Source organism: Geomonas sp. Red276 (assembly GCF_054784495.1).
Genome location: NZ_BLXW01000013.1, coordinates 121,096 through 144,724 on the forward strand (window position 1 = coordinate 121,096; position 23,629 = coordinate 144,724).

Here is a 23,629-nt window from a genome sequence, read left to right on the forward strand (position 1 = left end):
CATGTTCGACAATCCCGAATTCAGGAAAAATGTCTGGCTCGAGTTGAGCGGCTACCGCCTGATAGGAATGCCGCTGGTCATCGGATCGGTGCTCTTTCTTGCCTATGTCAGTAACGCCAGAAAGTTCGGAGCGGAGATCTCACAGACTGCGGGCTCTCTCTATTTCCTCATCACCGTTCTTTGGGGCACCAAGCTGGCCGCCGAATCGATCATGAACGAGATCCGTGAGCACACCTGGGACGGGCAGCGGATGTCGGTGTTGACCCCCTGGCAACTGGTGCTGGGCAAGCTCTTTGGCAGTACCATCTACACCTGGTACGGTTCCTCGATCTGCCTCGCGTTCTATGCCCTTTCGGTTCCCGACACAGCGTATTCGCGGATCCTGGAAACCGTCTTCTCCCTGGTCTTCGCCGGTGTCCTGGGGCACGCCGTCTGTCTGCTGGCCAGCCTTTTGTCGATTCAGAAGGAGCGGAAGTTCGTGAAGAGCCAGACGACGGCGATTCTCCTGCTCGGGATCGTGGCCGTCACCCCCTTCGTGAGCCTCGTATTCGGACGGGAGAAACCGGTGCCCTGGTTCGGCAACAGCTACGGTGGTCCCGAGTTCATCCTTCTCAGCACCGCGGCCTTCGCCGCCTGGAGCATCCTCGGTGTCTATCAATTGATGCGCCGGGAATTGCAGATGAAGAACAATCCCGCCTCGTGGTTCGCCTTCGTTCTTTTCCTGATGATCTACCTCGGGGGCTTCCTGTATGGCACCAAGCCGGGGGCCGGGTTCGAGGGGATCAATCCCGCCCTCCTGGTAGCGTTCTACGTAGCCCTGGCGGCTACCTACCTGATGGCGTTCATCGAGCGCAAGGATCCGGTCGCCTTGCGGGGCGTTGAGCAACTCGTCAGGGAGAGAAAGATGGGGGCCTTTCTCCAGAAGGCGCCCCGCTGGCTCTTGACCGCGCCGCTGGTGGCGGTGATGGCGGTGGTCATGGTGGCCGGCAGTTCCTCGACCGCGACCATCTTCAGGGTCGCCGCCTTCGTCTTTGCCGTCCTCTTCTTCATGGTGCGCGATCTGAGCGTGATGCTCTTTTTGAACCTGGCCGAAAACAACCGTCGCGCCGAACTCCTGAGCGTCCTTTACCTGGTGATGGCGTACGCGATCGTCCCCATCATCGTCGAGGCCGTCCATGGCGACCCGGCGACCATCCTGTTCTGGCCGATAACCAGCCAGCCCTTGTTCCTGGTGGTCGCGGCTCCCCTGCTCGAAATGGCGGCAGCGCTCTTCCTGCTCTCCGGGCGCTGGAGAAAGAATGTGGCCGCCTACCGCGGGTAGGATGAAGAGGCCCCCCTTGTGATCCAGTTTTCCAAAGTCACCATGCCGGTTGCGGATCTCCCGTATCCCTCCATCCCGGAATTTCTAAGCGCGCGGTTCCCCGCCATTTCCAGGGGCGTCTGGGAGCGGCGAATCCTGGACGGAAAGGTTTGCGACGAGGAAGGGCACCCGGTAACTCTCCACTCCCCCTATCGTCCGGGGAAACGCCTCTTTTACCGAAGGGAGGTGGATCGGGAGCCGGTGATTCCCTTCCGGGAGAGGATCCTGTACCAGGACGACCACCTGCTGGTCTGCTGCAAGCCTCACTTCCTTCCCGTCAATCCGACCGGCCCTTACGTCGCGGAATGCCTCATGAACAGGCTCCGGAACTCTACGGGGAACCCCGAGCTGGTCCCGGTCAACCGGATCGACCGGGAGACCGCCGGCATCGTCCTCTTCTCCGCCAACCGCAGCACCAGGGATGCCTATTGCCGGCTCTTCCGGGAAGGAAACGTGGAAAAGCTGTACGAGGCGATAGCCCCCTGCCGGGAGCTTCCGGAGGTGAGGCAATGGCTGGTGGAGACGCGGATCGTCCCGGGAGATCCGTGGTTCAGGATGCGTAATGTGGAGGGGGAGCCGAACGCGCGCTCGGTGATCAGGCTCGATGCGGTGAAGGAGGGGCGGGGAAGGTTCCTGTTGCGGCCGGTGACCGGGAAGACCCACCAGCTGCGGGTGCACATGAGCGGTTTGGGCTTCGCCATCGAGAACGACCGGTTCTATCCGGAGCTCCAGCCGGAACGGGAGGATGACTTCGCGAGGCCGCTGCAACTGATCGCCCGCGAGGTGCGGTTTACGGACCCCGTGAGCGGCGGGGAGAGGGTGTTTCGGTCGGAGAGGGAGCTTTTAGCCGCCGCCGCCCCCTCACCCTGACCCTCTCCCCCGATGGGGGCGAGGGGAGAAAATACGGGGAGAGGGTGGCCGAAGGCCGGGTGAGGGAGGTTCTGGCCTTCAAGGAGCCGGCCGGAGCTTACCGGTTGCCGCTTCCGAAGAGCCGCTCCACCGCCTGCACCCGGTATTCGAAGATCCCCTCCAGTCTGCGTTTCACCAGCCAGGTGACCGGCAGGGCGAGGGGGCCGAAGGGAAGCTGGTAGTGGACGATGTCCCGCATCTCGACCCCGCCCTCGACCTCACGGAAGTGGTGCTGGTGGTGCCAGAAACGGTACGGGCCGATCCGCTGCTCGTCGACGAAAAAGGAGGGCTCCTCGACGTGGGTGATCTCGGTCACCCAGGTAAGGGGGAGTCCGGAGACCGGGCTCACCTTGTAGGTGATGATCATCCCGGGGTACATGGTTTGCTGCGGGGCCGAGGTAACCCGGAAAGCCATCGAGGGTGGGGTGATGGTCGCCAGGTTGTCGGGACGGCTGAAGAAGCGCCAGGCCTCGGCGAGCGTGGTCGCAATGACCTGGGTTCGTTCGAGTCTTTCGAGGGGCATCGTCCTCTCCTGCCTTGAAATGGCGAAAGGGGGACCGGCATCATAGAGAGCCGGTCCCCCTTTTATTTTCTTCGCTTACTGCTGGCTCGCCTTCAGCGCCTGCTCGACGTCGGCGATCAGGTCGTCGATGTGCTCGATGCCGACCGAGAGCCTGATCAGGTCGGGGGTGACGCCGGAGGCGATCTGCTCTTCCTCGCTCAGCTGGCGATGGGTGGTGGTGGCGGGATGGAGGACGCAGCTGCGCGCGTCGCCGACGTGGACCACCAGTGCGATCAGCTGGCAGCTCTCCATGAACTTCTTACCGGCCTCGGCCCCTCCCTTGATCCCGAAGGTCAGCACGCCGCTTCCCCCCTTCGGCAGGTACTTCTCGGCCCGGCCGAAGCTCTTGTGGCTCTCCAGCTTCGGATAGTTCACCCAGCTCACCGCGTCATGCTTCTCGAGATACTTGGCCAGTGCCAGCGCGTTCTCGCTGTGACGCTGCATGCGAAGCGGCAGGGTCTCCAGCCCCAGGTTGAACAAAAAGGCGTTGAGCGGTGCCAGGCAGGCGCCCAGGTCCCTCATGTACTGCACGCGCGCCTTCACCATGTAGGCGAGGCTCCCGAAGGTTTCCAGGTACTTCAACCCGTGGTAGCTGGAATCCGGCTCGGTCAGCTCGGGATACTTTCCGTTCCCCCAGTCGAAGTTGCCGCCGTCCACGATGACCCCGCCCACGCTGGTGGCGTGCCCGTCGATGTACTTGGTGGCCGAATGGATCACGATATTCGCCCCGTGCTCGATGGGGCGGCAGAGATACGGCGTCGGGAAGGTGTTGTCGATGATGAGCGGCACCTGCATCTTCTTCGCGATGGCGGAGAACTTCTCGAAGTCGAGGACGTTCAGGCCGGGGTTGCCGATGGTCTCGCCGAACAGGGCGCGGGTCTCGGGGCGGAAGGCGGCCTCGATCTCGGCGGCGCTCGCCTCGGGATCGACGAAGGTCACCTCGATCCCCATCTTCGGGAATGTGTTGGCGAACAGCGAATAGGTCCCGCCGTAGAGGGTGCTGGCGGCCACGATGTGCTGGCCTGCCCGGCAGATGTTCATGATGGCGATGGTGGTGGCCGCCTGCCCGCTGGCGGTGGCCATGGCGGCTATCCCGCCTTCCATGGTGGCTATCTTGGTCTCGAACCCCTCGGCGGTCGGGTTGCTGAGCCGGGAGTAGAAGTGCCCCCCCACCTCGAGGTCGAACAGCTTCGCCACGTGGTCGGCACTGCTGAATTTGAAGGTGGTGCTCTGCACGATCGGGAGGATGCGCGGCTCCCCGTCCTTGGGAGCGTAGCCGCCCTGAATAGCCTGAGTTTCGATCCGCCAATCCTTTTTCATCTGGTCCCCTCCTGGTTGAAAAGTCATTCCGCAGACAGCGCCGGAGAATATAGCAGATTGTCCCGCTCATTGCAGGGGAAAATCATAACTGCTGTTCTAGGTTCTATGTTCTAGGTTCTATGTTGAGAGGCGATGCTGACTTCACCGCAGCATCTTCTCCTTATTTATCTTGACTTTATGCCTGTGGTCATATAGTGGATAGGGCTTGTGATGCCGTTTGCCCGGCTATGAATTGGCCTGAGAAAGTAAGGGAGGAATCGAAGAGGATGCGTTACCAACCGACGCGGCTTCACCGCGGCTATGCCAACAGGATTCTCAACGTGGATCTCGGAAACGGCGCCATCGCCATCCAGGATCTCGATCCGCAGGTGCGTGACTACTTCATCGGCGGGCGCAGTCTCGGCCTCTACCTGCTCCACAAGGCGACTACCCCGGCCACCAGGCCGCTCGATCCGCAAAACCCGCTGATCCTCGCCAACGGCCCCCTGGGAGGTATCCCGCAGTTCCCCGGCACCGCCAAGGCGATGGCCGTCTCCCTTTCTCCCGCCACCGGCGTTCCCGGTGTCTCCAACTTCGGCGGCTACTTCGGCGCCTACCTGAAATACGCCGGTTTCGACGCCCTCCAGGTGACCGGCAAGTCCGATCAGCCGGTGCTGATCGTCATCAACGGCTACACCAACGAGGTCACGGTGGAAAAGGTCGCGGCCGATGACGAGGCCTTCCACGTGCAGTCCGACGTGGAGAACCGCTTCGTGGCCGCCGGCTACCAGCGCCGCAACATCGCCTTCATGTCCACCGGCATCGGCGCCGCCAACACCAACTACGGCTGCATCAACAGCCACTATTTCGACATCACCAAGCCGGCCAAGGACGGCGGCAAGGGGGTCTGGCGCTCCAAGCAGGCGGGCCGCACCGGCATCGGGTCGGTCATGCGGGACAAGAACGTGCTCGCCATCGTGGTGCTGGCCAACTACCCGCAGGGTGAGAACCCCTACGGCGCCGCCGACTGGAGCAGGGTGCAAAAGGCCGGGAGCCGTCTCCACAAGGTGGTCAAGGAGGTCGATCCCCAGCAGCTCAAGATGGCCAGGAAGGGGAGCGTCGGGCTCATCACCTTCATGAGCAAGCACGAGTACCAGTCGCTGCCGGTCCACAACTTCCAGGGGGGGAGCGATCCCCGCGCCGTGCAGATCTGCGGCAAACACTACGCCGAGAACCTCTTCGAGCACCGCGGGATGGACGGCTGCTTCCCGGGGTGCAACCTGCAGTGCAACAAGGGTGGGTGGGTGACCCTCGTTTCCGGTACCCACGCAGGCCAAAAGGTCTGGGTCGACGGGCCGGAGTACGAGACCGCCGCGGGCTTCGGCTCCAACCTCGGGATCTGGAGCGCCGAGTTCATCATGGAAGCGAACTGGCACTGCGACAACTACGGCATCGACACCATCTCCACCGCCACCATCATGGCCTTCATCATGGAGTGCTTCCAGCGCGGCTACCTGACCGCCGCCGACAGCGACGGGCTCCAGATGGTCTGGGGGAACGAGGAGGCGGCCTTCACCTTCATGCACCAGCTGGCCCACGGCGACACCGAGCTCTCCCGCATGGCCGGCCGGGGGATGGTCGCCCTGAAGCGCTGGGTGGCCGAGCGGTACCAGAAGCGGACCGGGAAGGACCCGGTGGCCGATCTCAAGCTCTTCGCCATGCAGACCAAGGGGCTTCCCTTCTCCTTCTACCGGACCCACCGTTCCCTTTCCATGCAGGGCTCCTACGCCGCGGCGAGCGACATCGGCGCCCACCATGCGGCGGCGTGGCTGATCAAGTCCGACCTTTTGGGCGCCTTCCCGACCTTCGAGGACAAGGCGCGCGCCCTGATGAGCTACCCGCGGGTGCGCCTTGGCAACGACAACCTCGGCGTCTGCAAGCTTCCCTGGGTGGACGTCTTCAATCCGGAGTCCGCCAAAAGGGTGGAGGGGGATGTCTACATCAACCCGGCCTCGCAGGAGATCTACGCCGATTTCTACAACGGGGTGCTCGGCACCGACCTTAAGTGGGAGGAGATCTTCGAGCAGACCGACCGCGACATCAACCTGCAGCGGGTCATGAACGTCATGCGCTACGGCGAACATACCATCGCCCAGGACTGGATCCCGGACCGGGCCATCGGGCCCACGGAAGATGCCCTGTACGAGACCGAGCAGGATTTCAACGATGCCGAGTTGAGGAGGATGCTCGGCTTCGACGACGCGCAGCTGGCGGCTTTGTCCACCACCGACAAACGCACCAAGCTCATGGACGCCCGCAAGAAGGAGCTCCGCAAGCTGATCCAGGTCTACTACCAGGAGCGGGGCTGGAGCGAGAACGGCATCCCGAAGGTCGACACCCTGAAGGGCCTTGGCCTGTGGGATCACCTGAATGTAGAGACCAGGGAACAGTTGGTCGCCTACAACTGACGCTTTACCGCAAAACCTCCCTCACCCCCGCCCCTTTTCGAGATTCCCTCTCCCTCCGGGAGAGGGTGGCCGAAGGCCGGGTGAGGGAAGATTTTGGAACCTCCCTCACCCCTGCCCCTCTCCCGGAGGGAGAGGGATATGGAGTGGACCCCCTATGACCACCACACTCCCCGCCAGTCCCGTCTCCGTCCAGGTCGAGGCCGTCTCGGTAGTAAGGACGAGCCGGGAGGGGGTGAGCTCCGAGATCGTCCGGGAGATCTCCTTCTCCGCCCGCCGCGGCGAGATCACCGTCATCATCGGTCCCTCGGGGGGCGGCAAGAGCTCGCTCATCCGCCTCATCAACCGCCTCGCGGAGCCCGCGGGCGGGAGGATCCTGGTCGACGGAACCGATATCGCCACCATCGATCCCATCGAGCTCCGTCACCGCGTCGCCCTGGTCCCCCAGAAACCGTTCATGTTCGCGGGGAGCGTGCTGGAAAACCTGCAGCGCCCTTTCCTCTACCGCCAACAGCCGCTTCCTTCCGCGCAGAGCGATGCCGTTCTCCAATCCCTCGCACTCGCCAAGCTCGATCCCTCCCTGGTCGGGCGGGACGCCCGTTCGCTCTCGCTGGGACAGCAGCAGCGGGTGGGGCTCGCCCGCGGCCTGATCACCAAGCCCGGCGTCCTTCTCCTCGACGAGCCGACGAGCGCCCTCGACCGGCGCACCTCGGACGCCCTGGCGGCGACCCTGCGGGAGATCTGCCACTCGCAAAGGCTCACCGTCATCCTGGTCACCCACGACCTGAGGCTCGCCGAGCGGCTGGCCGACTACTGCCTCTACCTGGAGGCGGGGCGGATCCTGGAAGAGGGGAGGGGGGAGGAGCTCCTCACCCGCCCGAGATCCCCCGAACTGAGACGGTTCCTCGAGGAGCCGGGAGCGGAGGTCTGATCGATGGAAAGCCAGGGACTCGTCAATCTCGAGCTCATCGACCTGGTGCTCGCCTTTGGCCTCGTGCTCCTCTCCATCGGCCTCGCCCGCCTGATGAAGGTCGGCCACGAGGGGGAGATGCTCTGGGCCTCGGTCCGCATGGTCGCCCAGCTCCTTTTGGTCGGCTACCTGCTGCATTTCATCTTCGCGGTGAAAAGCCCGCTGCCGGTGATCGCCATCCTGCTGGTGATGGGGGCCTTCTCCCTCCAGGTGATCGGCGGCCGGATCCGCAACCGGATTCCACGCTTCTACCAGGTGGCCGGCACCTCGATCTTCATCGGCTGCGGCGCGGTCACCTTCCTCTTCTGCGCGGTCATCGTCCGCTACACCCCCTGGTACGACCCCCGCTACCTGATCCCTCTGGCCGGGATGATCATCGGCAACTCCATGAACGGCGCGAGCCTCGCCGCCGAGCGCCTGGCGGCCGAGATGCGGGAGCGCCGCGACGAGATCGAGACCGCCCTTTGCCTCGGTGCCACCGGGCGGCAGGCGGCCCAATCCGCGGTCCGCAGCGCCTTCCGGGCGGCCCTGATGCCGACCGTCAACACCATGGCCGCCATGGGTATCGTCTCGCTTCCCGGGATGATGACCGGCCAGATCCTCTCCGGCACCGAGCCGGTGGTGGCGGTCAGGTACCAGATCGCCATCATGTGCGCCATTACCGGTGCCGTCTCCATCACCGCCTTCCTCATCCTTCTCCAGGGCTACCGCCATTACTTCACCCAGGCCCACCAGTTCCGCGACGAATAACCTTCGTTTCCCCCCCCATCGGTTCCCTGTGCCTGGCCGGGTTCTTCGAGGAAATCGATCTCCCTGTCCGTCATAGCTTCCGTTTGCCGGTTCAAGAAAGCGAAGGAAAAGTTAAGGTCAGTATAAGAGGCTGCCGACACTGTCATAAAACCCCAGTAGAAGTTTTGGAGAGTGTCCGTCCTAGAACCAGGAAGAACGAAGAGAGAAATCACTGAGAGATTTCAAACATTCTTCAGTCTCAATCTAAGGTAAAACCTGATTTTGTTCTTGAAAAAATGCTTTCCCGTTGGTATCTTGCCGCCACAATGGCTCTTGTATACAGTACCTCGCAACCCGATGTTGCATTTGAAATATTTAATAATAATCCGGTAAGCAGAGGAAAGGGGAGGGAAACGATGAAAAAGAGCATGGTAGTGATGATCGCCGTCTTGTTGAACGCCGCCGTATGCTACGCCCAGTCCGACATTCGCGGCTCGGTCAACAACGACTCCAACAACCAGGGTGCCGCCAACGTCTCGGTCGGCGACTACAACAACGCCAACATGGGCTCCACCGGGGTCTCCAACAGCCGGGTGAACGGCTACGTCGGCAACTACACGAACAACCAGGGGGCCGCCAACGTCGCCGTCGGCGTCGGCAACAACGCCAACACCGGTGCCACCAACCTCAACAACTCCACCGTGAACGGCTACGTCGGCAACTACTCCAACAACCAGGGCTCCGCCAACATCGCGGTCGGGGTCGGCAACAACGCCAACACCGGCTCCGTCAACGTCAACAACGCCACCGTCAACGGCAGCGTCAACAACAACTCCTACAACCAGGGTTCGGCCAACATCGCGGTCGGCAACTTCAACAACGCCAACACCGGCTCCGCCAACATCAACAACTCCACCGTGAACGGCCACATCAACAACTATTCCAACAACCAGGGCTCCGCCAACGTCGCGGTCGGCAACGGCAACAAGGCCAGCATGGGCTCCACCAACGTCAACAACTCCAACGTCAGCGGCTACGTCTACAACGGCTCCAACAACCAGGGGGCCGCCAACATCGCGGTGGGTAACAACAACAGCGCCCGCATGGGCTCCACCAACATCGGCGGTTCCAACGTGAACGGCTACGTGGACAACTACTCCAACAACCAGGGGGCCGCCAACATCGCGGTCGGCTCCGGCAACCAAGCCTCCATGGGGTCCGCCAGCGTGACCGGTTCCACCGTCAACGGCGGCGTCTACAACTACTCCAACAACCAGGGAGCCGCCAACGTCGCCGTCGGTACCGGAAACCAGGCCAACATGGGCTCCACCGAGATCCACAACGCCACCGTGAACGGCTACGTGGACAACTACTCCAACAACCAGGGCGCCGCCAACGTGGCCGTCGGCTTCGGCAACCACGCCAACATGGGTTCGGTAGAGGTCCAAAACGCCACCGTCAACGGCAGCGTTTCCAACAACTCGAACAACCAGGGTGCCGCCAACGTCGCCGTCGGCTTCGGCAACACCGCCAACATGGGCTCCGTGGTGGTGAAGTAACCCGACCGGTCTCCGGCGGTCGCCCCTTAGCGGGTGACCGCCGGGGCTTTTTGAGGAGAGAGAAATGAAGACGATGCCCAAGATCCTGCTGATCTGCTGCTGCTTCGCCCTGTTGGCCGGCAAGGCCGCCATCGCCTCGGACCTCGACGACGGGATCTCCAAGTTCACCGAGGGATCCATCGAGAACGACGACGAGCTGGGACAAAAGGACCGCAACGTTAGCTTCATAAAGCGCAACGCCATGAGCCAGGCCGACGTCCGAAGCGCCCACGGGACGGAAGAGGGGCAGCAGGGAGGCGGCGGTTCCGGGCCTTCCACCGGGAACATGAACTCCGTGGTCCTCGGGGTCGGGGGGACCATCCGGGGAGACGTCGTCATCATCGACCAAAGCCGCGGCGACAAGACCCAGGTCATCGGGCGCTAGCTCGCCCCGTCGTCGCTTTCAGTTGTCCAATTTCATGCGCCACGAGGGAACCATGAAGAACATTACTACGCCGTCGATGCGACTCAAACTCGCGTCGCTGCTGGTCCTTTCCGGCCTTTTGGCCGCCTGTGCCTCGGTAGCTCCTTCCAAGGTCGACGTCAAACTTCCCGAGACCGCCCCGATCAAGAAGGTCACCAACTTCACCCAGTCGCTCAGGAACCTCGGCCTGATGACCGAGATCTACGACACCGGCCCGCTCAGGATCCAGAGCAACCCGATCGGTGACAACACCGGGACCGCCATGGCCACCGGTGGCGAGATCCCCAAGGACATCACCGAGATGATCAAGAGCGCCCTGAACTCCATCGGGGGGAACGTCATCTTCATCCCCTACGACCCCGCCTTCATCCAGAACCAGATGGCGACCGGGTACTCCAGTTTCAGGAACAAGCTGATCCCCGACGTGGTGGTCTCCGGGGGGATCACCGAGTTCGACCGCGGTCTCGAAACCCGCGGCTCGGGCACCGACGTGGGTGCCGAAGGGGAGGTCCCGGTGCCGATCCCGGTCCCGTCCAAGAAGATCGGTATCGACTACTCCGACTCGACCAAGACCGGCCTGGCCCGCATCACGCTCGACTTCAACCTGCTCGACTTCAAGACCATGTCCGGCATCGCCCGCATGAACACCACCAACTCGATGGAGGTGACCAAGGCCCTCTCCGAGAAGGAGTTCGGCATCACCCTCTTCGGCCCCACCTTCGGGAGCAAGGGGAGCATCAAGAAGGTGCAGGGGCGCCACAACGCCGTCCGGCTCCTGGTCGAGTTCAGCATGATCCAGATCGTCGGCAAGGACCTCTCCATCCCGTACTGGAGGCTCATCGACGACGACACCCAGGCGGACGAGGTGGTGACCGACGCCGTCAAGAAGAGCTACTACCGGATGAACGACTTCCAGCGTAACCACAACGCCCAGCAGTGGCTCTACCTCTACGGCTACGACGTGCCGCTGACCGGGATGCTCGACGAGGTCACCCTCGCCGCGCTCAGGAAGTACAACCCCTCCTTCAAACCGGAAGGAAAGAGCGTCGACCTCGAGACCTTCACCCAGCTCTACGTCAACATCCCGATCAACGAGAAGACCCTCGGGCGCCGGATCACCCTGACCAACATCATGCAGGCCCAGAACTCGGCCTCGCAGGCTCCCGCCCCGGCTCCCGCGCCCGCCGCCCAGCAACAGGCTCCCCCGCAGCAGCAGGCAGCCCCCCCCGCGCCCCCGGCCGGTTCTCCCTACGCCGGCCTGAGCGACGACGAGCGCCGCATGAAGAGCACCGAGGCGATGATCCTCGCCGGCCGCGCCTTCCGCAGCCGCGACTACCCGAAGGCGGTGGAGTACTTCTCCGAGAACCTGAAGATCCTCCCGTCGCCGGAGACCTACTTCTACCTGTCGCTTTGCCTCAAAGAGATGAACAACGAGCCGCAGGCCGCCGCGGCCCTCAAGGAGGGGACGGTCAGGTTCCCGCAGGATCCGCTCCTTTGGAAGTCGCTCGGCCTGCTTGCCTACGAGAAGGGGGACCTCCCGAACGCCCAGCGTGCCCTGCACGAGGCCCTGCGCTTCTCGCCGGACGACCACCAGGCCAAGTTCCTGCTGGATCGGATGGAAGCGAGCAACAAGTAGCCACGGGCTGCAGGCCATTTGCCCGGCCTGAACTCCCCATCCTCACCCACCCCTCCCCTTGCAGGGGAGGGAGTTATGCCGCCCGGCCTTACCGGGCGTGACACGAGAGGAATAACCCATGTCGAAGAAACTGTGGTCGGTTCTCATCTCCGCCTCCCTCGCCACCGCCGTGCTGGCCGGCTGCTCCGGCCCGGCCAGGAACTACACGGTAGGGGTGGTCGGCTTCCAGCAGTGCCGTCCGGACCTGGTGCTGAAGGAGATCGGGTACAACGACATCAAGACCAGGAACGACGCGAACCTCTGCAGCAAGAAAGGGATGCCGGTCATCTTCGCCGCCGAGCTGGCGAGCCGGCTCAAGCAGCGGCTCAAGAAAGAGGTGGTCGTCGTACCGCTGGACGTGCCGTACAACTACAACATCCGTTCCCAGATCGACATCGCCAGGCGCGAGAAGATCGACTACGTGGTGGGCGGGAAGATCGACAGCTACGTGGACCCCGGCGCCGTGGACCGCGCCCGGGCCGCCGGGATCCTCCCCTACACCGCGACCCTGTCGCCGACCCCCTCGGCCATTGCCGACAACGCCCCGACCGTCCTCAACGTCGACCTCAAGGTCGCCAGGACCTCCGACGGAAAGATCCTCTCCGAGCTGCAGTATTCGGAGGAGGGGGACAAGGGTGGGGATTACTACACGGGCGAGGTGGCCAGGAAGATCGCCGGGACCATCAGCAGCTACGAGTAGTCTACACAAAGCGGCAAGCGTGGACTGGAGCCTCTGCCAGAGCGGAAAGGGGACAGGCACCTTGCGGTGCGAGTCCCCATCATTCAATGCAATAAGCTAAAGGAGTGGACATGAAACGGATAGCGGTGGCAGCCCTCGTGGCGACGCTTTGGGCAGGTGCGGCGCTGGCCGACGACGGCGGGGCCAACCAGATCGACGATACCTTCACCAAGGCCAAGGCCTGGCTCAGCCAGCAGAACCTCAGCGTGACCGGCGGCCCCAACGGGCGCGACGACAACGCCGCCTTCAGCCAGGAGGCCCTGGTCTTCTACGGCGAGGCGGTAGGTAACCCGGACGCCAAGACTCCCGCCCAGCGGGAGATGGGAGCCAAGCGGGCCGCCGTGGTGCTCGCCCAGCGCTCGGTGGCGGAATACCTCAACGGCTTCGCCCTGGTGGGCGATACCTCGGTGAAAGACGGCATGCTCCAGTACGACAGCGTCCGGAGCGCGGTCACCGGGATGGTGAAGGGGGTCCAGGTGGTACTCCAGGAGTACAGCAAGGACAAGGACACCGCCATCGCCATCGTGAAGATCGGGCTCCACGGTCCCAAGGGCTTCGCCTCGGCGGTTTACGACCGGATGAACAGGGATCCCCAGCTGAAAAGGGCGGTGACCGAGTTGGAGGGGAAACCGGCTCCCAAGTATGAGCCCCCCGCCGCGACTCCGCCTCCGCCCGCTCCCCCGGTCGACTACGACGGCCTGATCGTCGACGCGACCGACCAGAACTTCAAGGCGGCGCTCATCAACCGCATCTTCAGCACCAAGAAGGAGCTCCTCTACGACCCGTCCAAGGTGAGCCAGAAGGTCTTGGTGGAGCAGGGGTGCGGCGAGTACACGAACAGCGTCGACAAGGCCAAGGCCGCCCTCGAGGCCCGTGGCGTCAAGACCCCGCTGGTCATCAAGGCGGTCGGCACCGTGACCGCCGCCGACCTGCAGGTCACCGACCAGGATGCGGTGGCCATCTTCTCCGCCAACCAGAAGGCCAACTTCCTGGCGGGCGCCAAGGTTGCCTTCGTGCTGAAATGATTGCCTGCGGTCCGGCGGGAGCCCTCACCCTCCCGCCGGACCGCCGATTCCTCCCCCTTCTTCAGCGGTACCTATCTCCCCCTGCCTCCCTTCCTGTATAATTTCCCCAACTGCGCGATATTTCTTTCTCCAACTGCCCGATATTTCCGGGTGGTGAGGAGATCCCCATGCAATATTGGGTTGCCTTTTTTTCTTTTTGCCTTTAATTTTGCACTTTGGTCCAGCCGGACCTTCATTAGACGTTTTCGGAGACTGTCCGAATGACACAACACGATACCACTGCCTCGCACATCCCGGGTTCCGCCGTTCCGGGCCGCAAGCCGCTCGGGGAGATCTTCGTGGAAAAGGGGATCCTCACCTCCCTTTCGGTTTCCCGGCTCATCGAGCACGCCCGGACCAAGCACCTGAGGCTCGGAGAGCTTCTCGAGGTGATCGGGCTGGTCACCCCGGAGGAGCTGGCGGACGCCCTCGCGGTGCAGTACCGCTGCCGCAAGATCCACGACTTCGCCAAGTACGCCTTCCCCCCCGCCATGCTGAAGATGATCCCGCTGGAGTTGGCGGTCAAGCATACCCTGTTCCCCCTCAAGGTGGACGGCGGCAAGCTCGGCCTCGCGGTGGCCGATCCCACCACCGACCAGCTGTTCGCCGAGATCGAGAAGCTCACCGGGCATAAGGTGGTGCTCTACGTTTCCACCCGGGTCGAAATCACCCGCGCCATCGCCCGCCACTACCTCGGGCAGCAGCAGATCGTCGAAGCCGGGAGCAAGAGCATCCTCGTGGTGGAGGACGACCAGTTGAACCGGGAGATGGTGGCCAAGATCCTGACCCGCAAGGGGTACCAGGTGGAGACCGCCCTCGACGGGATGGACGCCTTCACCAAGATCTTCACCTTGAAGCCGAGGATGGTGATCACCGACAAGGTCATGCCGAAGCTGGGAGGATACGAGTTCCTCTTCGCCATCCGCAACATCCCGGAGTTCCGCTACATGCCGGTCATCCTGATGACCGCCGCGGCCACTCCCGACGAGGAGAAGGAGGCCCTCGAGAAGGGGTTCTTCGACTTTGTCCTCAAGCCGGTCAAGGAGATCGGCCTGCTGACCCGCGTCAAGCGGGCCTTCCAGAGCAGCGAGCAGATCTACGGAAAATAGCCGCCGCTTTACCTGCCGCGCACCCTCCTTTAGCCGGTACCAGGGCCCCCCGCGTCGCGGGACCCGGCACCGGCTTTTTGTTTCCCCAGCCCCGCGATCCTGCCGGCCGCTTCCTCCTTTTGACTCATGAATTTTCTCCGCGGGCCGATATAATGAAGTGACGTCTCTTCACCTTTTCCCCCGACCGTCGCGCAGCAAGGAGATTCATGGAAGTCGCACGAGAATCAGCCGCACCCTCCCGTACCAGCAGCAACGTTCTGTTCAGGCTGGTCGCCGTCGTCCTTCTCTTGAACATCTTCGTCGCGAGCCTCGCCGCCTTGTCGCTTGGGCAGAGCAAGCGGCAGTACCTCGAGCGGGCCGCCCAGGACAGCAAGAACCTGTCCGAGGCGCTCGGCTACAGCATGACGGGGCTGGTGGACACCATCGACGTGGCCCTCTTGGCGGCGGTCGACGAGGCGGAAAGGGAGATCGCGGCCGGCGGGATCAACCCTTCCGTCTTCAACCGTCACCTGAACAGGCTGCAGGGGCGCCTTCCCGAGGTGGTGGCCTTGCGGATGGCCAACGCACGGGGGGACCTCCTCTACGGCGCCGGGGTGCCCGACGGTCACTTCTCGCTGGCCGATCGCCCGTTCTTCCGGCAGCTGCGCGATGACCCGCGGGCGGGACTGGTCATCTCCTCTCCGGTCATGGGGAGGGTCACCCCGAAGCTCGTCATCGCCTTCGCGCGGCGGATCAGCAATCCCGATGGCTCCTTCGCCGGCATCATTTCCTGCCCCGTCGCGATCGATACCATCCGGCGCATGTTGTCCGCCATCGACGTGGGCCCCACCGGCGGCATCAGCCTGCGCGACGGCAACATGAGGATCATGGTCCGTCATCCGGGGCAGCCGGGCGACACCACGTTCATCGGCGTCTCCAAGATATCTCCCGAGTTGCGGCTTCAGCTCCAGGAGGGGCGGCAGCGGGGAACCTTCTTTACCCCCTTGAGCTGGGACAACGTCCCCAAGATGGTCTCCTTCCTCAAGGTGGGGCGCTATCCCCTCTACGTCCTGGTCGGCCTGGCGGAAAAGGACTTCCTCGCCCCCTGGAGGCGGGACCTTTTCCGGATGGCCTGCCTGGTCGGGGTTTTCGTGGTGGTGACCGTCCTGTTGTCGCGCAGGATCTACTACGGCTGGCAGAGCGAGGTGAGCGCCCAGGAGGCCCTCCGGTTCTCACGCGACACGCTGGAACTGAGGGTGGCCGAACGGACCGAGGAACTGGACCGCACCAACCGCCGGCTCTCCCGGGAGCTCGCCGAACGAAGGACGATCGAGGAGGCGCGTGACAAGGCGCTGGTGCTCCTTGAGACCCTGCTCGCCTCTTCCCCCACCGGCATCCAGGTCTTCGACGGCGCCACCGGCGACTGCGTGGTGGCCAACGAGACCCTGGCCGCCATGGTCGGCGGCACCAGGTCGAAGCTCCTCGCCCAGAATTTCCGCACCCTCGGAAGCTGGCAGGAGTCCGGTGTCGATGCCATCGCGGAGGAGGTGCTCCTTACCGGGGTGACCCGGCACCTGGAGCGCCCCTTCGTCACCACCTTCGGCAGATCGGTCCACTTCGATTTCTTCATATCCCGCTGCGAAGTCGACGGCCGTCCGCACGTGATGATGGTGGTGGTCGACGTGACCGAGCACAAGCAGCTGCAACTGGAGAAGCAGCGGATCGAAGAGCAGATGCGTCACGTGCAGAAGCTCGAGAGCCTGGGGGTGCTGGCGGGGGGGATCGCCCACGACTTCAACAACATCCTCATGGTGGTGACCGGAAACGCCGAGCTTGCCCAGATGCGGCTTCCGGAGGATTCCCCGGCCCGCGCCAACCTGGCGCAGATCGAGGTGGCGGCCGGCCGTGCCGCGGAACTGGCCCGCCAGATGCTCGCCTACTCGGGGAAAGGGAAGTTCCTCATCGAGGAACTGGACCTGAACCAGCTGGTCGAGGAGATGGGGCAGATGCTGGAGGTCTCGATCTCGAAGAAGACCGCCCTCAGATACGATTTCCAGCAGCCGTTGCCGGCCATCAGCGGCGACGCGAGCCAGCTGCGGCAGGTGGTCCTGAACCTCGTCATGAATGCCTCCGAGGCCATCGGGGAAAAGGCCGGGGTGATCACCCTTGCCACCGGGGCGGTCGACTGCGACCGCGAGCTCCTTTCCGATTCCTGGATCGACGACTCCCTTCCCGAAGGGCGCTACGTGGTCCTGGAGGTGACCGACACCGGGTGCGGGATCGAACCGGGCAACGTCCAGAAGATCTTCGATCCCTTCTTCACCACCAAGTTCACCGGCCGCGGGCTCGGCATGGCGGCCGTGCTGGGGATCGTACGCGGGCACCGGGGGGCCATCAAGGTCGAGAGCGAGGTCGGCAAGGGGACCACCTTCCGCGTGCTGCTCCCCGCCCTGGCGCTCCCCGCCCAGCGGCCTTTTGCGCCCCCGGGCGACGGGCTTTTCTCAGGCGAAGGGACCGTTTTGCTCGTGGACGACGAGGAGAACATCAGGAAGCTCGGCCAGCACATGCTGTCCGCCATGGGGTTCGAGGTGCTGGTGGCGCGGGATGGGAGGGAGGCGCTGGAGGTCTACGGCCGGCACGGCGGGGAGATCGTCTGCGTGCTGCTCGACCTGACCATGCCGGAGATGGACGGCGAGCAGACCCTGAAGGAGCTTAGGCGGCTGGATCCTTCGGTGCCGGTCGTGGTGGCGAGCGGCTACAGCGAGCACGAGGTGGCGGAAAGGTTCGGCGGGGAGGGGGTGGCCTTCATCCAGAAGCCGTTCAAGCTGATGGAGGTGAGCAACAAGTTGCGGGAGGTGCTTTCGTGAGGAGGATCACGCGTCCTTTGGTGTGAGCCTTTGGACGCCCCCGAGGGAAGCTTTCTGGGAGGTCTGCCATAGGTCGTACTGCATCTGCTGCACGAGCCAGCTTTCCGGTGTCGTGTCAAAGGCAATGGCGAGCCGCATGGCCATCTCCGTGGTAATGCCGCTGCGGGCGTTTAAAAGCGACGACAGTGCTTTCCTGCTGACACCCAATGCTTTGGCTGCCTCGGTGACGGACAGGCCCAACGGCTCGATGCAGAGTGAACGAATAACTTCTCCAGGATGGGGAGGATTGTGCATCATACAGAGTTCCTCAATGATAGTCGAGATAGTCAACGTCAAAGGCGTCCTGTCCCTCGAACCGGAAGATGACCCTCCCGTTTCCGCTTATCATGACCGAGTAGAAACCGTCTAAGCGCCCTCCGAGCAGGTGCAAGCGTAGCCCCGGGAGGTTGAGGTCTTTCGGGTCCTGGGCGGCGTGCAGCCGGGCGAGGACGACTCTCAGTCTCGCGGAATGTTGAGCCTGAATGCCGGCCTTGGTGACTGACTCAAAATACCTCTGAAGTCCCTTGCGGCGGAAAGACAGGACCATGGAGAACTGTAACCCTGCAGGTTACAGTTCGCAAGGGGAGAAAAAAGGGGCGAAGCCGGTTGGCTTCGCCCCTTTTTGATGAAAGGCACGTTTTGACGGCGGCTACTTGCCCCCCGTCACCATGAGCTCGCTCACCAGCTTGGTGAAGCGGAGCGGGTCCTTGATCGGGCTCCCCTCGGTGAGGAGCGCCTGGTCGAAGAGGAGCTCGCAGTAGTCGGCGAGCCTGGCGTTCCCCTGGTCCTTCTCGTACATGGCGGTCATCACCTGCATGATCGGGTGATCCGGGTTCAACTCCAGGATCCTCTTCCCTTCCGGGACCTCCTGGTTCATCGCCTTGAGGATCTTCTCCATGTTGGCGTTCAAGCCCATCTCGTCGGCCACCAGGCAGCAGGCGCTCTCGGTCAGGCGCGAGGAGAGGCGGACCTCCTTCACCTTCTCCTTGAGGGTCTCCTGGACGAAGGAGAGGAGCGTGCCGTACTCCTTCTGGGCCTCCTCCTTCTTGGCCTCCTTCTCCTTCTTCTCCTCCTCGCTCTCGAGCTCGAGGTCGCCGCGGTCGATCGCCTTGAGGTGCTTCTCCTTGTACTCGTTAAGCGCCTGGACCACCCACTCGTCGACCGGGTCGGTCAGGTAGAGGACCTCGTAATCCTTCTTCCTGAAGACCTCCATGTAGGGGGAGTTCTCCACCGACTCGCGGTTCATGCCGGTGATGTAGTAGATCTCCTTCTGAGACTCCGGCATCCTCTCCACGTACTCCTTGAGCGAGACGAACTTCCCTTTCTCGGTCTTGGAGCTCTCGAAGATGATCAGGTCCTGCAGCTTCTCCTTGTTGGCGTAGTCGAAGTGGATACCTTCCTTTATGACCGGGCCGAACTCCGCCCAGAATTTCAGGTAGTCGTCCGGGTTCTTCTCCTTCATCTCCGCGAGGGTGGAGAGGATCTTGCCGACCAGGCTCTTCTGGATCCGCTTGATCTGCACGTCCTCCTGGAGGATTTCGCGGGAGACGTTCAAGGGGAGGTCGCTGGAGTCGACGACCCCCTTGACGAAGCGGAGGTAGTCGGGGAGAAGTGCTTCGCAGTTGTCGGTGATGTAGACCCTCTTCACGTAGAGGTGGACACCCTTTTTGTGGTCGCGCAAAAAGAGGTCGAACGGCTTGTGGGACGGGATGTAGACGATGGACTTGAACTCGCTCACCCCTTCTGCGGAGTAGTGGATGGTGGAGAGAGGCTTGTCGTAATCGTGGGAGATGTGCTTGTAGAACTCCTCGTACTCCTCATCGGTGATCTCGCTCTTCGGCCGGGCCCAGATGGCCTTCATCGAGTTCAAGGTCTCCTCGGTGGTCTTCTCGATGGTGCCGCCCCCCTCGATCACCTTGCCGTCCTGGTCCTTCACCGGCTCGCTGCGGGTGACGTCCATCACGATCGGGTACTGGACGTAGTCGGAGTACTTCTTGACGATGGAGCGGATCTTCCACTCCTCGAGGAACTCCTTCATGTCGTCTTTTAGGTGCAGGGTGATCTCGGTGCCGCGGTCATCCTTCTCGCACTCCTCGATGGTGTAGCTGCCGTCGCCGGTGGATTCCCACAAGCAGCCGTACTCTTTGCCCCCGGCCTTCCTGGTCTTCAGGGTGACCTTGTCGGCGACCATGAAGGAGGCGTAGAAGCCGACCCCGAACTGGCCGATCAGCTCCGGGTTGTCGGCCACGTTCTGCTCCTTCAAGGCCGCCACGAAGTTGCGCGTTCCCGACTTGGCGATGGTGCCGATGTTGTCGGCCACCTCGTCCATGGACATGCCGATACCGTTGTCGACGATGGTGAGGGTGCCGGCCTCCTTGTCCGCGTGGAGCTTGATCTTCCAGTCGGCGTTACCTTCCAGAAGCTCCATGTTGGAGTGGGATTCGAACCTGATCTTGTCTATGGCGTCAGAGGCGTTGGAAATCAGCTCCCTTAAGAAGATCTCCTTGTTGGAGTAGAGGGAGTGGATCACCAGGTCCAGCAGCTGCTGTACCTCGGTCTCGAACTTTTTGACGGTTTTGCCCATTGGTTGGTAGTCTCCTTTGGTCATGGTGGATTGGTCTCGCGGGAAGGTAATCATGGTGGGGCCCGATTTCAAGGGGGGAAGAAAAAAAAGAGGTAACGTCTCCCCTCGCCCCTTCAGGGGAAAGGGTGGCCGAAGGCCGGGTGAGGGCAGTTTTGTGGTGCGAGGGGAGAATTCAAATAAGGGGTAGGGCGGGCAAGGGAGGTCAGTACTGCCGTAGATACTGGTCGAGGATGGCGGGGTGGACGTTCAGCCGCATCACCTCCCACGCCTCGCGCAAGGCCTGCGCGTCGAAGAGCGCGTGATGCTGGGACCCCTCGGAAGCCTGGAGCGATTTCGCCCGCGCCTCCTGTAGAAGCGGGACGAGCTCGGGAAAGCTGTCCGAGTAAAAGGTGATGGGAGCGGGGCAGAGGTTGACGGGGACCGTCTCCAAAAGGAGGTCCAGCATGAGCACCCAGTCGTAGCGGGGAGCGTCGCTCACCACCCGGACGGGACAGCCGAAATCGGTCACCCACTGGGAGAGCCTGGGGCCTGCGAAGCTTCTCTCCTGCATGAACTCTCCCCCGGTTAAAAGGGGAAGCACATTCTGGCGCACGAACCCGGAACACCCCTCGGGGCTCCATCCGTTGGCGAGCTCGCAGTAGAAGCTCTCGCCGCTGTCGGCCACCAGGGCGATGCTGATCAGCTGCGGGTAGTCGAGGTCGGTGAACTCGGCGTCGAGGAAGAGGAGCTTGGTCTTTTGCCCCGGCTCCAGTTCACCTTTCCGGTGGTAGGGGCGCTTGCGGACCCTGGCGTGGCCGGGGCACAGGGTCTTGGCGAAGCCGTGCCCGAGCCTGAGCGAGCCGGGCGCGCCGCACTCCTCGCAGGTGGCGGCGGCCTTGTGCTCGATGTCGCGGGCGAGCTCGCGGACCAGGAGGGAAGGGGAGTCGATCTTGATGAAGAGACCTCCCAGGCGCTCTTCGGCCTGGACGGTCCCCACCTTCGGCATGGCGAGGTGTTCGAGCGCCTCGATCGCGGTGCAGAGGTCCCACACCAGGGGATACCACCCTCTCCCGCAGACCACGTGCCCGGGAGCGGTCCGCAGGTACCGCGGGAACCTGGCCGTCAGCGCGTCGAGGGCGATGTCACCCTCCGGCTTGACCCTTCCCTCGTGGGGGAGGAACAGCTTTTCCGTGGACCGCTTGAACCTGACGATGAGGTCGACGACGGTGAGTGCGAGGCGGCGGATGTGCTCTATGAGAGTGGAAAGCTTACTCATTGGTCGTGGAGATTGTAACTAACGGCTGCAGCTTCGGCAACCGCTACTTTTTCATTTCCCTGTCTGTGAATTTGATCAACCAAAACCTCGGTCACGATCCCGTCGTGATCTGGTAACTCCGCTACTTTCCTTGACTCTTGATTCCCGCTATGTTAATAAACATGAGCTAAACCTATAAGCATCAAGGGCTAGCTTCCCTCCAAGGCCCGGCCCGGGCAACCACAAAAGGAGCCCCATGTATCATCCCGATTTCGCCTCGTTCCAATCCCTTTCCGCCCAAGGCAACCTGATCCCGGTCTACCGGGAGATCCTGGCCGACCTGGACACCCCGGTGGGCGCCTTCAAGAAGATCGATGACGGCCGCTACGGCTTCCTGCTCGAAAGTATCGAGGGGGGAGAGAAGTGGGGTCGCTACACCTTCCTGGGGTCCTCCCCGGCGGTGGTCATCCGGGGCAAGGACAATTGGGTCGAGATCGTGGAAGGCGGAGAGGTGACCCGGGTGGAGGTCGAGGATCCGCTCGATTACATTCGCGGCTACATGGCCCGCTACACGCCGGTCGAGGTCCCCGGGATTCCCCGCTTTTTCGGCGGCGCGGTGGGCTACCTCGGCTACGATGCCGTCCGCCACTTCGAGAAGCTTCCCGAAAAGAACCGGCGCGAGATCGACGCCTACGATGCCTACTTCATCATCACCGACACCATCCTGATCTTCGACAGCCTCAGCCAGAAGATCAAGGTGGTCTCCAACGCCCACCTCGACGGCTCCGCCTCGCCCCGGGCCGCCTATGACGAGGCGGTGAAGAAGATCGAAGGTCTGATCGCGCGGCTCAAGGCTCCGCTGTCCGCCCCTGAAAAGAAACCGTCCCAGGGGAAGGTCAACCTCACCTCCAACGTGAAGCGGGATGATTTCGAGAACGCGGTGGTGCGCTGCAAGGAGTACGTGAAGGAAGGGGACATCATCCAGGTGGTCCTCTCCCAGCGCTTCTCCGGCGACCTCACCGTCGATCCCTTCGACATCTACCGCGTTTTGAGAACGCTCAACCCCTCTCCGTACATGTTCTTCCTGAGGATGGACGAGACCGTGGTGGTCGGTGCCTCCCCCGAAGTCATGGTGCGCAAGGAAGGGGAGCTCGTCGAGCTTCGCCCCATCGCCGGCACCCGTCCGCGCGGGGCGACACCCGCCGCCGACGAGGCGCTGGCCCGTGAGCTTTTGGCCGATCCCAAGGAGCGGGCCGAGCACGTCATGCTGGTCGATCTCGGCCGCAACGACCTCGGGCGGGTCTGCAACATCGGGAGCGTGAAGGTTTCCGAGCTGATGGTGATCGAGCGCTACTCCCACGTCATGCACATCGTTTCCAACGTCCAGGGCGAACTCGCTCCCGGCCAGGATTCCTTCGACGTGGTCAGGGCCACCTTCCCGGCCGGCACCCTCTCCGGGGCGCCCAAGGTGCGGGCCATGGAGATCATCGAGGAGCTGGAAGGGATGCGGCGCGAGGTCTACGGCGGAGCGGTCGGCTACTTCTCCTTCTCCGGGAACATGGACATGGCCATCGCCATCAGGACCCTGGTGGTGAAGGACGGCAAGGTCCACCTCCAGGCGGGCGCCGGCATCGTGGCCGACTCCGACCCGGCCGCCGAGTACACCGAGACCGTGAACAAGGCGATGGCGGTGAAAAAGGCCATCGAGATGGCAGAAAAAGGGTTGGACTGAAGGGACCAAGTCAAAGGCGATAGAACGCGGATGACGCGGATTGAGCGGATTTTCGCGGATAAACCTTACAGCAAGAATCTGAAACGGGTGAACACGGATCAAATCTGATGAAACGGATTTACACGGATAAAGCTTGAGGGGTAAAGCCTTAACCTAAAAGATTTCCTGATTAGCGCCAATCTTCCGCTGGAAGACAAGCGCGACATATTACGTCGTAGGTGGTTCATATAATCACGGCACATTCCATCCGAGGAGGCTGCCGTGAAGAATCGTTTCCAGTTCCAGTCAGGC

19 protein-coding genes are annotated in these 23,629 nt (G+C 62.8%); 13 read left to right on the forward strand and 6 right to left on the reverse strand.

Features of this window, described 5'->3' with window-relative positions; genetic code table 11:
• Position 1: 1 nt before the first annotated feature.
• Both ACYVL5_RS11240 and ACYVL5_RS11245 read left to right on the forward strand, forming a co-directional pair.
• Positions 2 to 1,321 carry a hypothetical protein gene (locus ACYVL5_RS11240; protein ID WP_460595663.1) on the forward strand — a complete coding sequence of 440 codons (1,320 nt, stop codon included), beginning with the start codon at positions 2 to 4 and terminating at the stop codon, positions 1,319 to 1,321.
• 18 nt (positions 1,322 to 1,339) lie between these two features.
• Positions 1,340 to 2,230 carry a pseudouridine synthase family protein gene (locus ACYVL5_RS11245; protein ID WP_460595664.1) on the forward strand — a complete coding sequence of 297 codons (891 nt, stop codon included), beginning with the start codon at positions 1,340 to 1,342 and terminating at the stop codon, positions 2,228 to 2,230.
• Positions 2,231 to 2,327: 97 nt separating this feature from the next.
• On the opposite strand, the gene ACYVL5_RS11250 is transcribed toward ACYVL5_RS11245, so the two are convergent.
• Entirely contained in the window at positions 2,328 to 2,792 is a 465-nt protein-coding gene (locus ACYVL5_RS11250; protein ID WP_460595665.1) for an SRPBCC family protein, read from the reverse strand.
• 75 nt (positions 2,793 to 2,867) lie between these two features.
• Positions 2,868 to 4,151, reverse strand: a complete 1,284-nt coding sequence (locus ACYVL5_RS11255; RefSeq protein ID WP_460595666.1) for an O-acetylhomoserine aminocarboxypropyltransferase/cysteine synthase family protein — start codon at positions 4,149 to 4,151, stop codon at positions 2,868 to 2,870.
• A 266-nt stretch (positions 4,152 to 4,417) separates the two neighbouring features.
• On the opposite strand from ACYVL5_RS11255, the gene ACYVL5_RS11260 reads away from it, so the two are divergent.
• The 10 genes from ACYVL5_RS11260 to ACYVL5_RS11305 all read left to right on the forward strand — a co-directional run bounded on the left by ACYVL5_RS11260 (position 4,418) and on the right by ACYVL5_RS11305 (position 17,749).
• Complete coding sequence (locus tag ACYVL5_RS11260; protein WP_460595667.1) at positions 4,418 to 6,598, forward strand: aldehyde ferredoxin oxidoreductase C-terminal domain-containing protein; 2,181 nt, start codon at positions 4,418 to 4,420, stop codon at positions 6,596 to 6,598.
• A 154-nt stretch (positions 6,599 to 6,752) separates the two neighbouring features.
• Positions 6,753 to 7,526 carry an ABC transporter ATP-binding protein gene (locus ACYVL5_RS11265; RefSeq protein WP_460595668.1) on the forward strand — a complete coding sequence of 258 codons (774 nt, stop codon included), beginning with the start codon at positions 6,753 to 6,755 and terminating at the stop codon, positions 7,524 to 7,526.
• A 3-nt stretch (positions 7,527 to 7,529) separates the two neighbouring features.
• A complete protein-coding gene (locus ACYVL5_RS11270) occupies positions 7,530 to 8,315 on the forward strand; it encodes an ABC transporter permease (protein ID WP_460595669.1) in 786 nt (261 codons plus the stop codon).
• Between the two features lie 395 nt (positions 8,316 to 8,710).
• Complete coding sequence (locus ACYVL5_RS11275) at positions 8,711 to 9,853, forward strand: beta strand repeat-containing protein (protein ID WP_460595670.1); 1,143 nt, start codon at positions 8,711 to 8,713, stop codon at positions 9,851 to 9,853.
• 64 nt (positions 9,854 to 9,917) lie between these two features.
• Positions 9,918 to 10,277 carry a hypothetical protein gene (locus ACYVL5_RS11280; protein ID WP_460595671.1) on the forward strand — a complete coding sequence of 120 codons (360 nt, stop codon included), beginning with the start codon at positions 9,918 to 9,920 and terminating at the stop codon, positions 10,275 to 10,277.
• A gap of 52 nt (positions 10,278 to 10,329) precedes the next feature.
• The gene (locus tag ACYVL5_RS11285; RefSeq protein WP_460595672.1) at positions 10,330 to 11,952 is read left to right on the forward strand and encodes a hypothetical protein; all 1,623 of its coding nucleotides are present in this window, start codon (positions 10,330 to 10,332) and stop codon (positions 11,950 to 11,952) included.
• Between the two features lie 118 nt (positions 11,953 to 12,070).
• Positions 12,071 to 12,691: a hypothetical protein gene (locus tag ACYVL5_RS11290; RefSeq protein ID WP_460595673.1), complete on the forward strand. Its 621-nt coding sequence runs from the start codon at positions 12,071 to 12,073 to the stop codon at positions 12,689 to 12,691.
• Positions 12,692 to 12,801: 110 nt separating this feature from the next.
• Positions 12,802 to 13,755 (forward strand): hypothetical protein, encoded by a 954-nt coding sequence (locus ACYVL5_RS11295; RefSeq protein ID WP_460595674.1) that lies wholly within the window; start codon positions 12,802 to 12,804, stop codon positions 13,753 to 13,755.
• Between the two features lie 260 nt (positions 13,756 to 14,015).
• Entirely contained in the window at positions 14,016 to 14,903 is an 888-nt protein-coding gene (locus tag ACYVL5_RS11300) for a response regulator (protein WP_460595675.1), read from the forward strand.
• 206 nt (positions 14,904 to 15,109) lie between these two features.
• Complete coding sequence (locus ACYVL5_RS11305; RefSeq protein WP_460595676.1) at positions 15,110 to 17,749, forward strand: hybrid sensor histidine kinase/response regulator; 2,640 nt, start codon at positions 15,110 to 15,112, stop codon at positions 17,747 to 17,749.
• A gap of 6 nt (positions 17,750 to 17,755) precedes the next feature.
• On the opposite strand, the gene ACYVL5_RS11310 is transcribed toward ACYVL5_RS11305, so the two are convergent.
• The 4 genes from ACYVL5_RS11310 to ACYVL5_RS11325 form a co-directional block, all read right to left on the reverse strand.
• Complete coding sequence (locus ACYVL5_RS11310) at positions 17,756 to 18,046, reverse strand: helix-turn-helix transcriptional regulator (RefSeq protein ID WP_460595677.1); 291 nt, start codon at positions 18,044 to 18,046, stop codon at positions 17,756 to 17,758.
• A 10-nt stretch (positions 18,047 to 18,056) separates the two neighbouring features.
• Positions 18,057 to 18,335, reverse strand: a complete 279-nt coding sequence (locus tag ACYVL5_RS11315) for a type II toxin-antitoxin system RelE/ParE family toxin (RefSeq protein ID WP_460595678.1) — start codon at positions 18,333 to 18,335, stop codon at positions 18,057 to 18,059.
• Positions 18,336 to 18,437: 102 nt separating this feature from the next.
• Positions 18,438 to 20,372, reverse strand: a complete 1,935-nt coding sequence (htpG, locus tag ACYVL5_RS11320; RefSeq protein WP_460595679.1) for an Hsp90 family chaperone protein — start codon at positions 20,370 to 20,372, stop codon at positions 18,438 to 18,440.
• A 202-nt stretch (positions 20,373 to 20,574) separates the two neighbouring features.
• The gene (locus ACYVL5_RS11325; RefSeq protein ID WP_460595680.1) at positions 20,575 to 21,627 is read right to left on the reverse strand and encodes a hypothetical protein; all 1,053 of its coding nucleotides are present in this window, start codon (positions 21,625 to 21,627) and stop codon (positions 20,575 to 20,577) included.
• Between the two features lie 235 nt (positions 21,628 to 21,862).
• Here ACYVL5_RS11325 and trpE point away from each other — a divergent pair, with 235 nt between their 5' ends.
• Positions 21,863 to 23,338 (forward strand): anthranilate synthase component I family protein, encoded by a 1,476-nt coding sequence (gene trpE / locus ACYVL5_RS11330; protein WP_460595681.1) that lies wholly within the window; start codon positions 21,863 to 21,865, stop codon positions 23,336 to 23,338.
• The last annotated feature ends 291 nt before the right edge of the window (positions 23,339 to 23,629 follow it).

What these genes read in the sequence shown, in the direction of transcription:
- ACYVL5_RS11240 (WP_460595663.1), top strand. Translation starts at nt 2, where the DNA reads ATGTTCGACAATCCCGAATTCAGGAAAAATGTCTGGCTCGAGTTGAGC.
- ACYVL5_RS11250 (WP_460595665.1), bottom strand. Translation starts at nt 2,792, where the DNA reads ATGCCCCTCGAAAGACTCGAACGAACCCAGGTCATTGCGACCACGCTC.
- ACYVL5_RS11255 (WP_460595666.1), bottom strand. Translation starts at nt 4,151, where the DNA reads ATGAAAAAGGATTGGCGGATCGAAACTCAGGCTATTCAGGGCGGCTAC.
- ACYVL5_RS11260 (WP_460595667.1), top strand. Translation starts at nt 4,418, where the DNA reads ATGCGTTACCAACCGACGCGGCTTCACCGCGGCTATGCCAACAGGATT.
- ACYVL5_RS11265 (WP_460595668.1), top strand. Translation starts at nt 6,753, where the DNA reads ATGACCACCACACTCCCCGCCAGTCCCGTCTCCGTCCAGGTCGAGGCC.
- ACYVL5_RS11270 (WP_460595669.1), top strand. Translation starts at nt 7,530, where the DNA reads ATGGAAAGCCAGGGACTCGTCAATCTCGAGCTCATCGACCTGGTGCTC.
- ACYVL5_RS11275 (WP_460595670.1), top strand. Translation starts at nt 8,711, where the DNA reads ATGAAAAAGAGCATGGTAGTGATGATCGCCGTCTTGTTGAACGCCGCC.
- ACYVL5_RS11280 (WP_460595671.1), top strand. Translation starts at nt 9,918, where the DNA reads ATGAAGACGATGCCCAAGATCCTGCTGATCTGCTGCTGCTTCGCCCTG.
- ACYVL5_RS11285 (WP_460595672.1), top strand. Translation starts at nt 10,330, where the DNA reads ATGAAGAACATTACTACGCCGTCGATGCGACTCAAACTCGCGTCGCTG.
- ACYVL5_RS11290 (WP_460595673.1), top strand. Translation starts at nt 12,071, where the DNA reads ATGTCGAAGAAACTGTGGTCGGTTCTCATCTCCGCCTCCCTCGCCACC.
- ACYVL5_RS11295 (WP_460595674.1), top strand. Translation starts at nt 12,802, where the DNA reads ATGAAACGGATAGCGGTGGCAGCCCTCGTGGCGACGCTTTGGGCAGGT.
- ACYVL5_RS11300 (WP_460595675.1), top strand. Translation starts at nt 14,016, where the DNA reads ATGACACAACACGATACCACTGCCTCGCACATCCCGGGTTCCGCCGTT.
- ACYVL5_RS11305 (WP_460595676.1), top strand. Translation starts at nt 15,110, where the DNA reads ATGGAAGTCGCACGAGAATCAGCCGCACCCTCCCGTACCAGCAGCAAC.
- ACYVL5_RS11310 (WP_460595677.1), bottom strand. Translation starts at nt 18,046, where the DNA reads ATGATGCACAATCCTCCCCATCCTGGAGAAGTTATTCGTTCACTCTGC.
- ACYVL5_RS11315 (WP_460595678.1), bottom strand. Translation starts at nt 18,335, where the DNA reads ATGGTCCTGTCTTTCCGCCGCAAGGGACTTCAGAGGTATTTTGAGTCA.
- htpG (WP_460595679.1), bottom strand. Translation starts at nt 20,372, where the DNA reads ATGGGCAAAACCGTCAAAAAGTTCGAGACCGAGGTACAGCAGCTGCTG.
- ACYVL5_RS11325 (WP_460595680.1), bottom strand. Translation starts at nt 21,627, where the DNA reads ATGAGTAAGCTTTCCACTCTCATAGAGCACATCCGCCGCCTCGCACTC.
- trpE (WP_460595681.1), top strand. Translation starts at nt 21,863, where the DNA reads ATGTATCATCCCGATTTCGCCTCGTTCCAATCCCTTTCCGCCCAAGGC.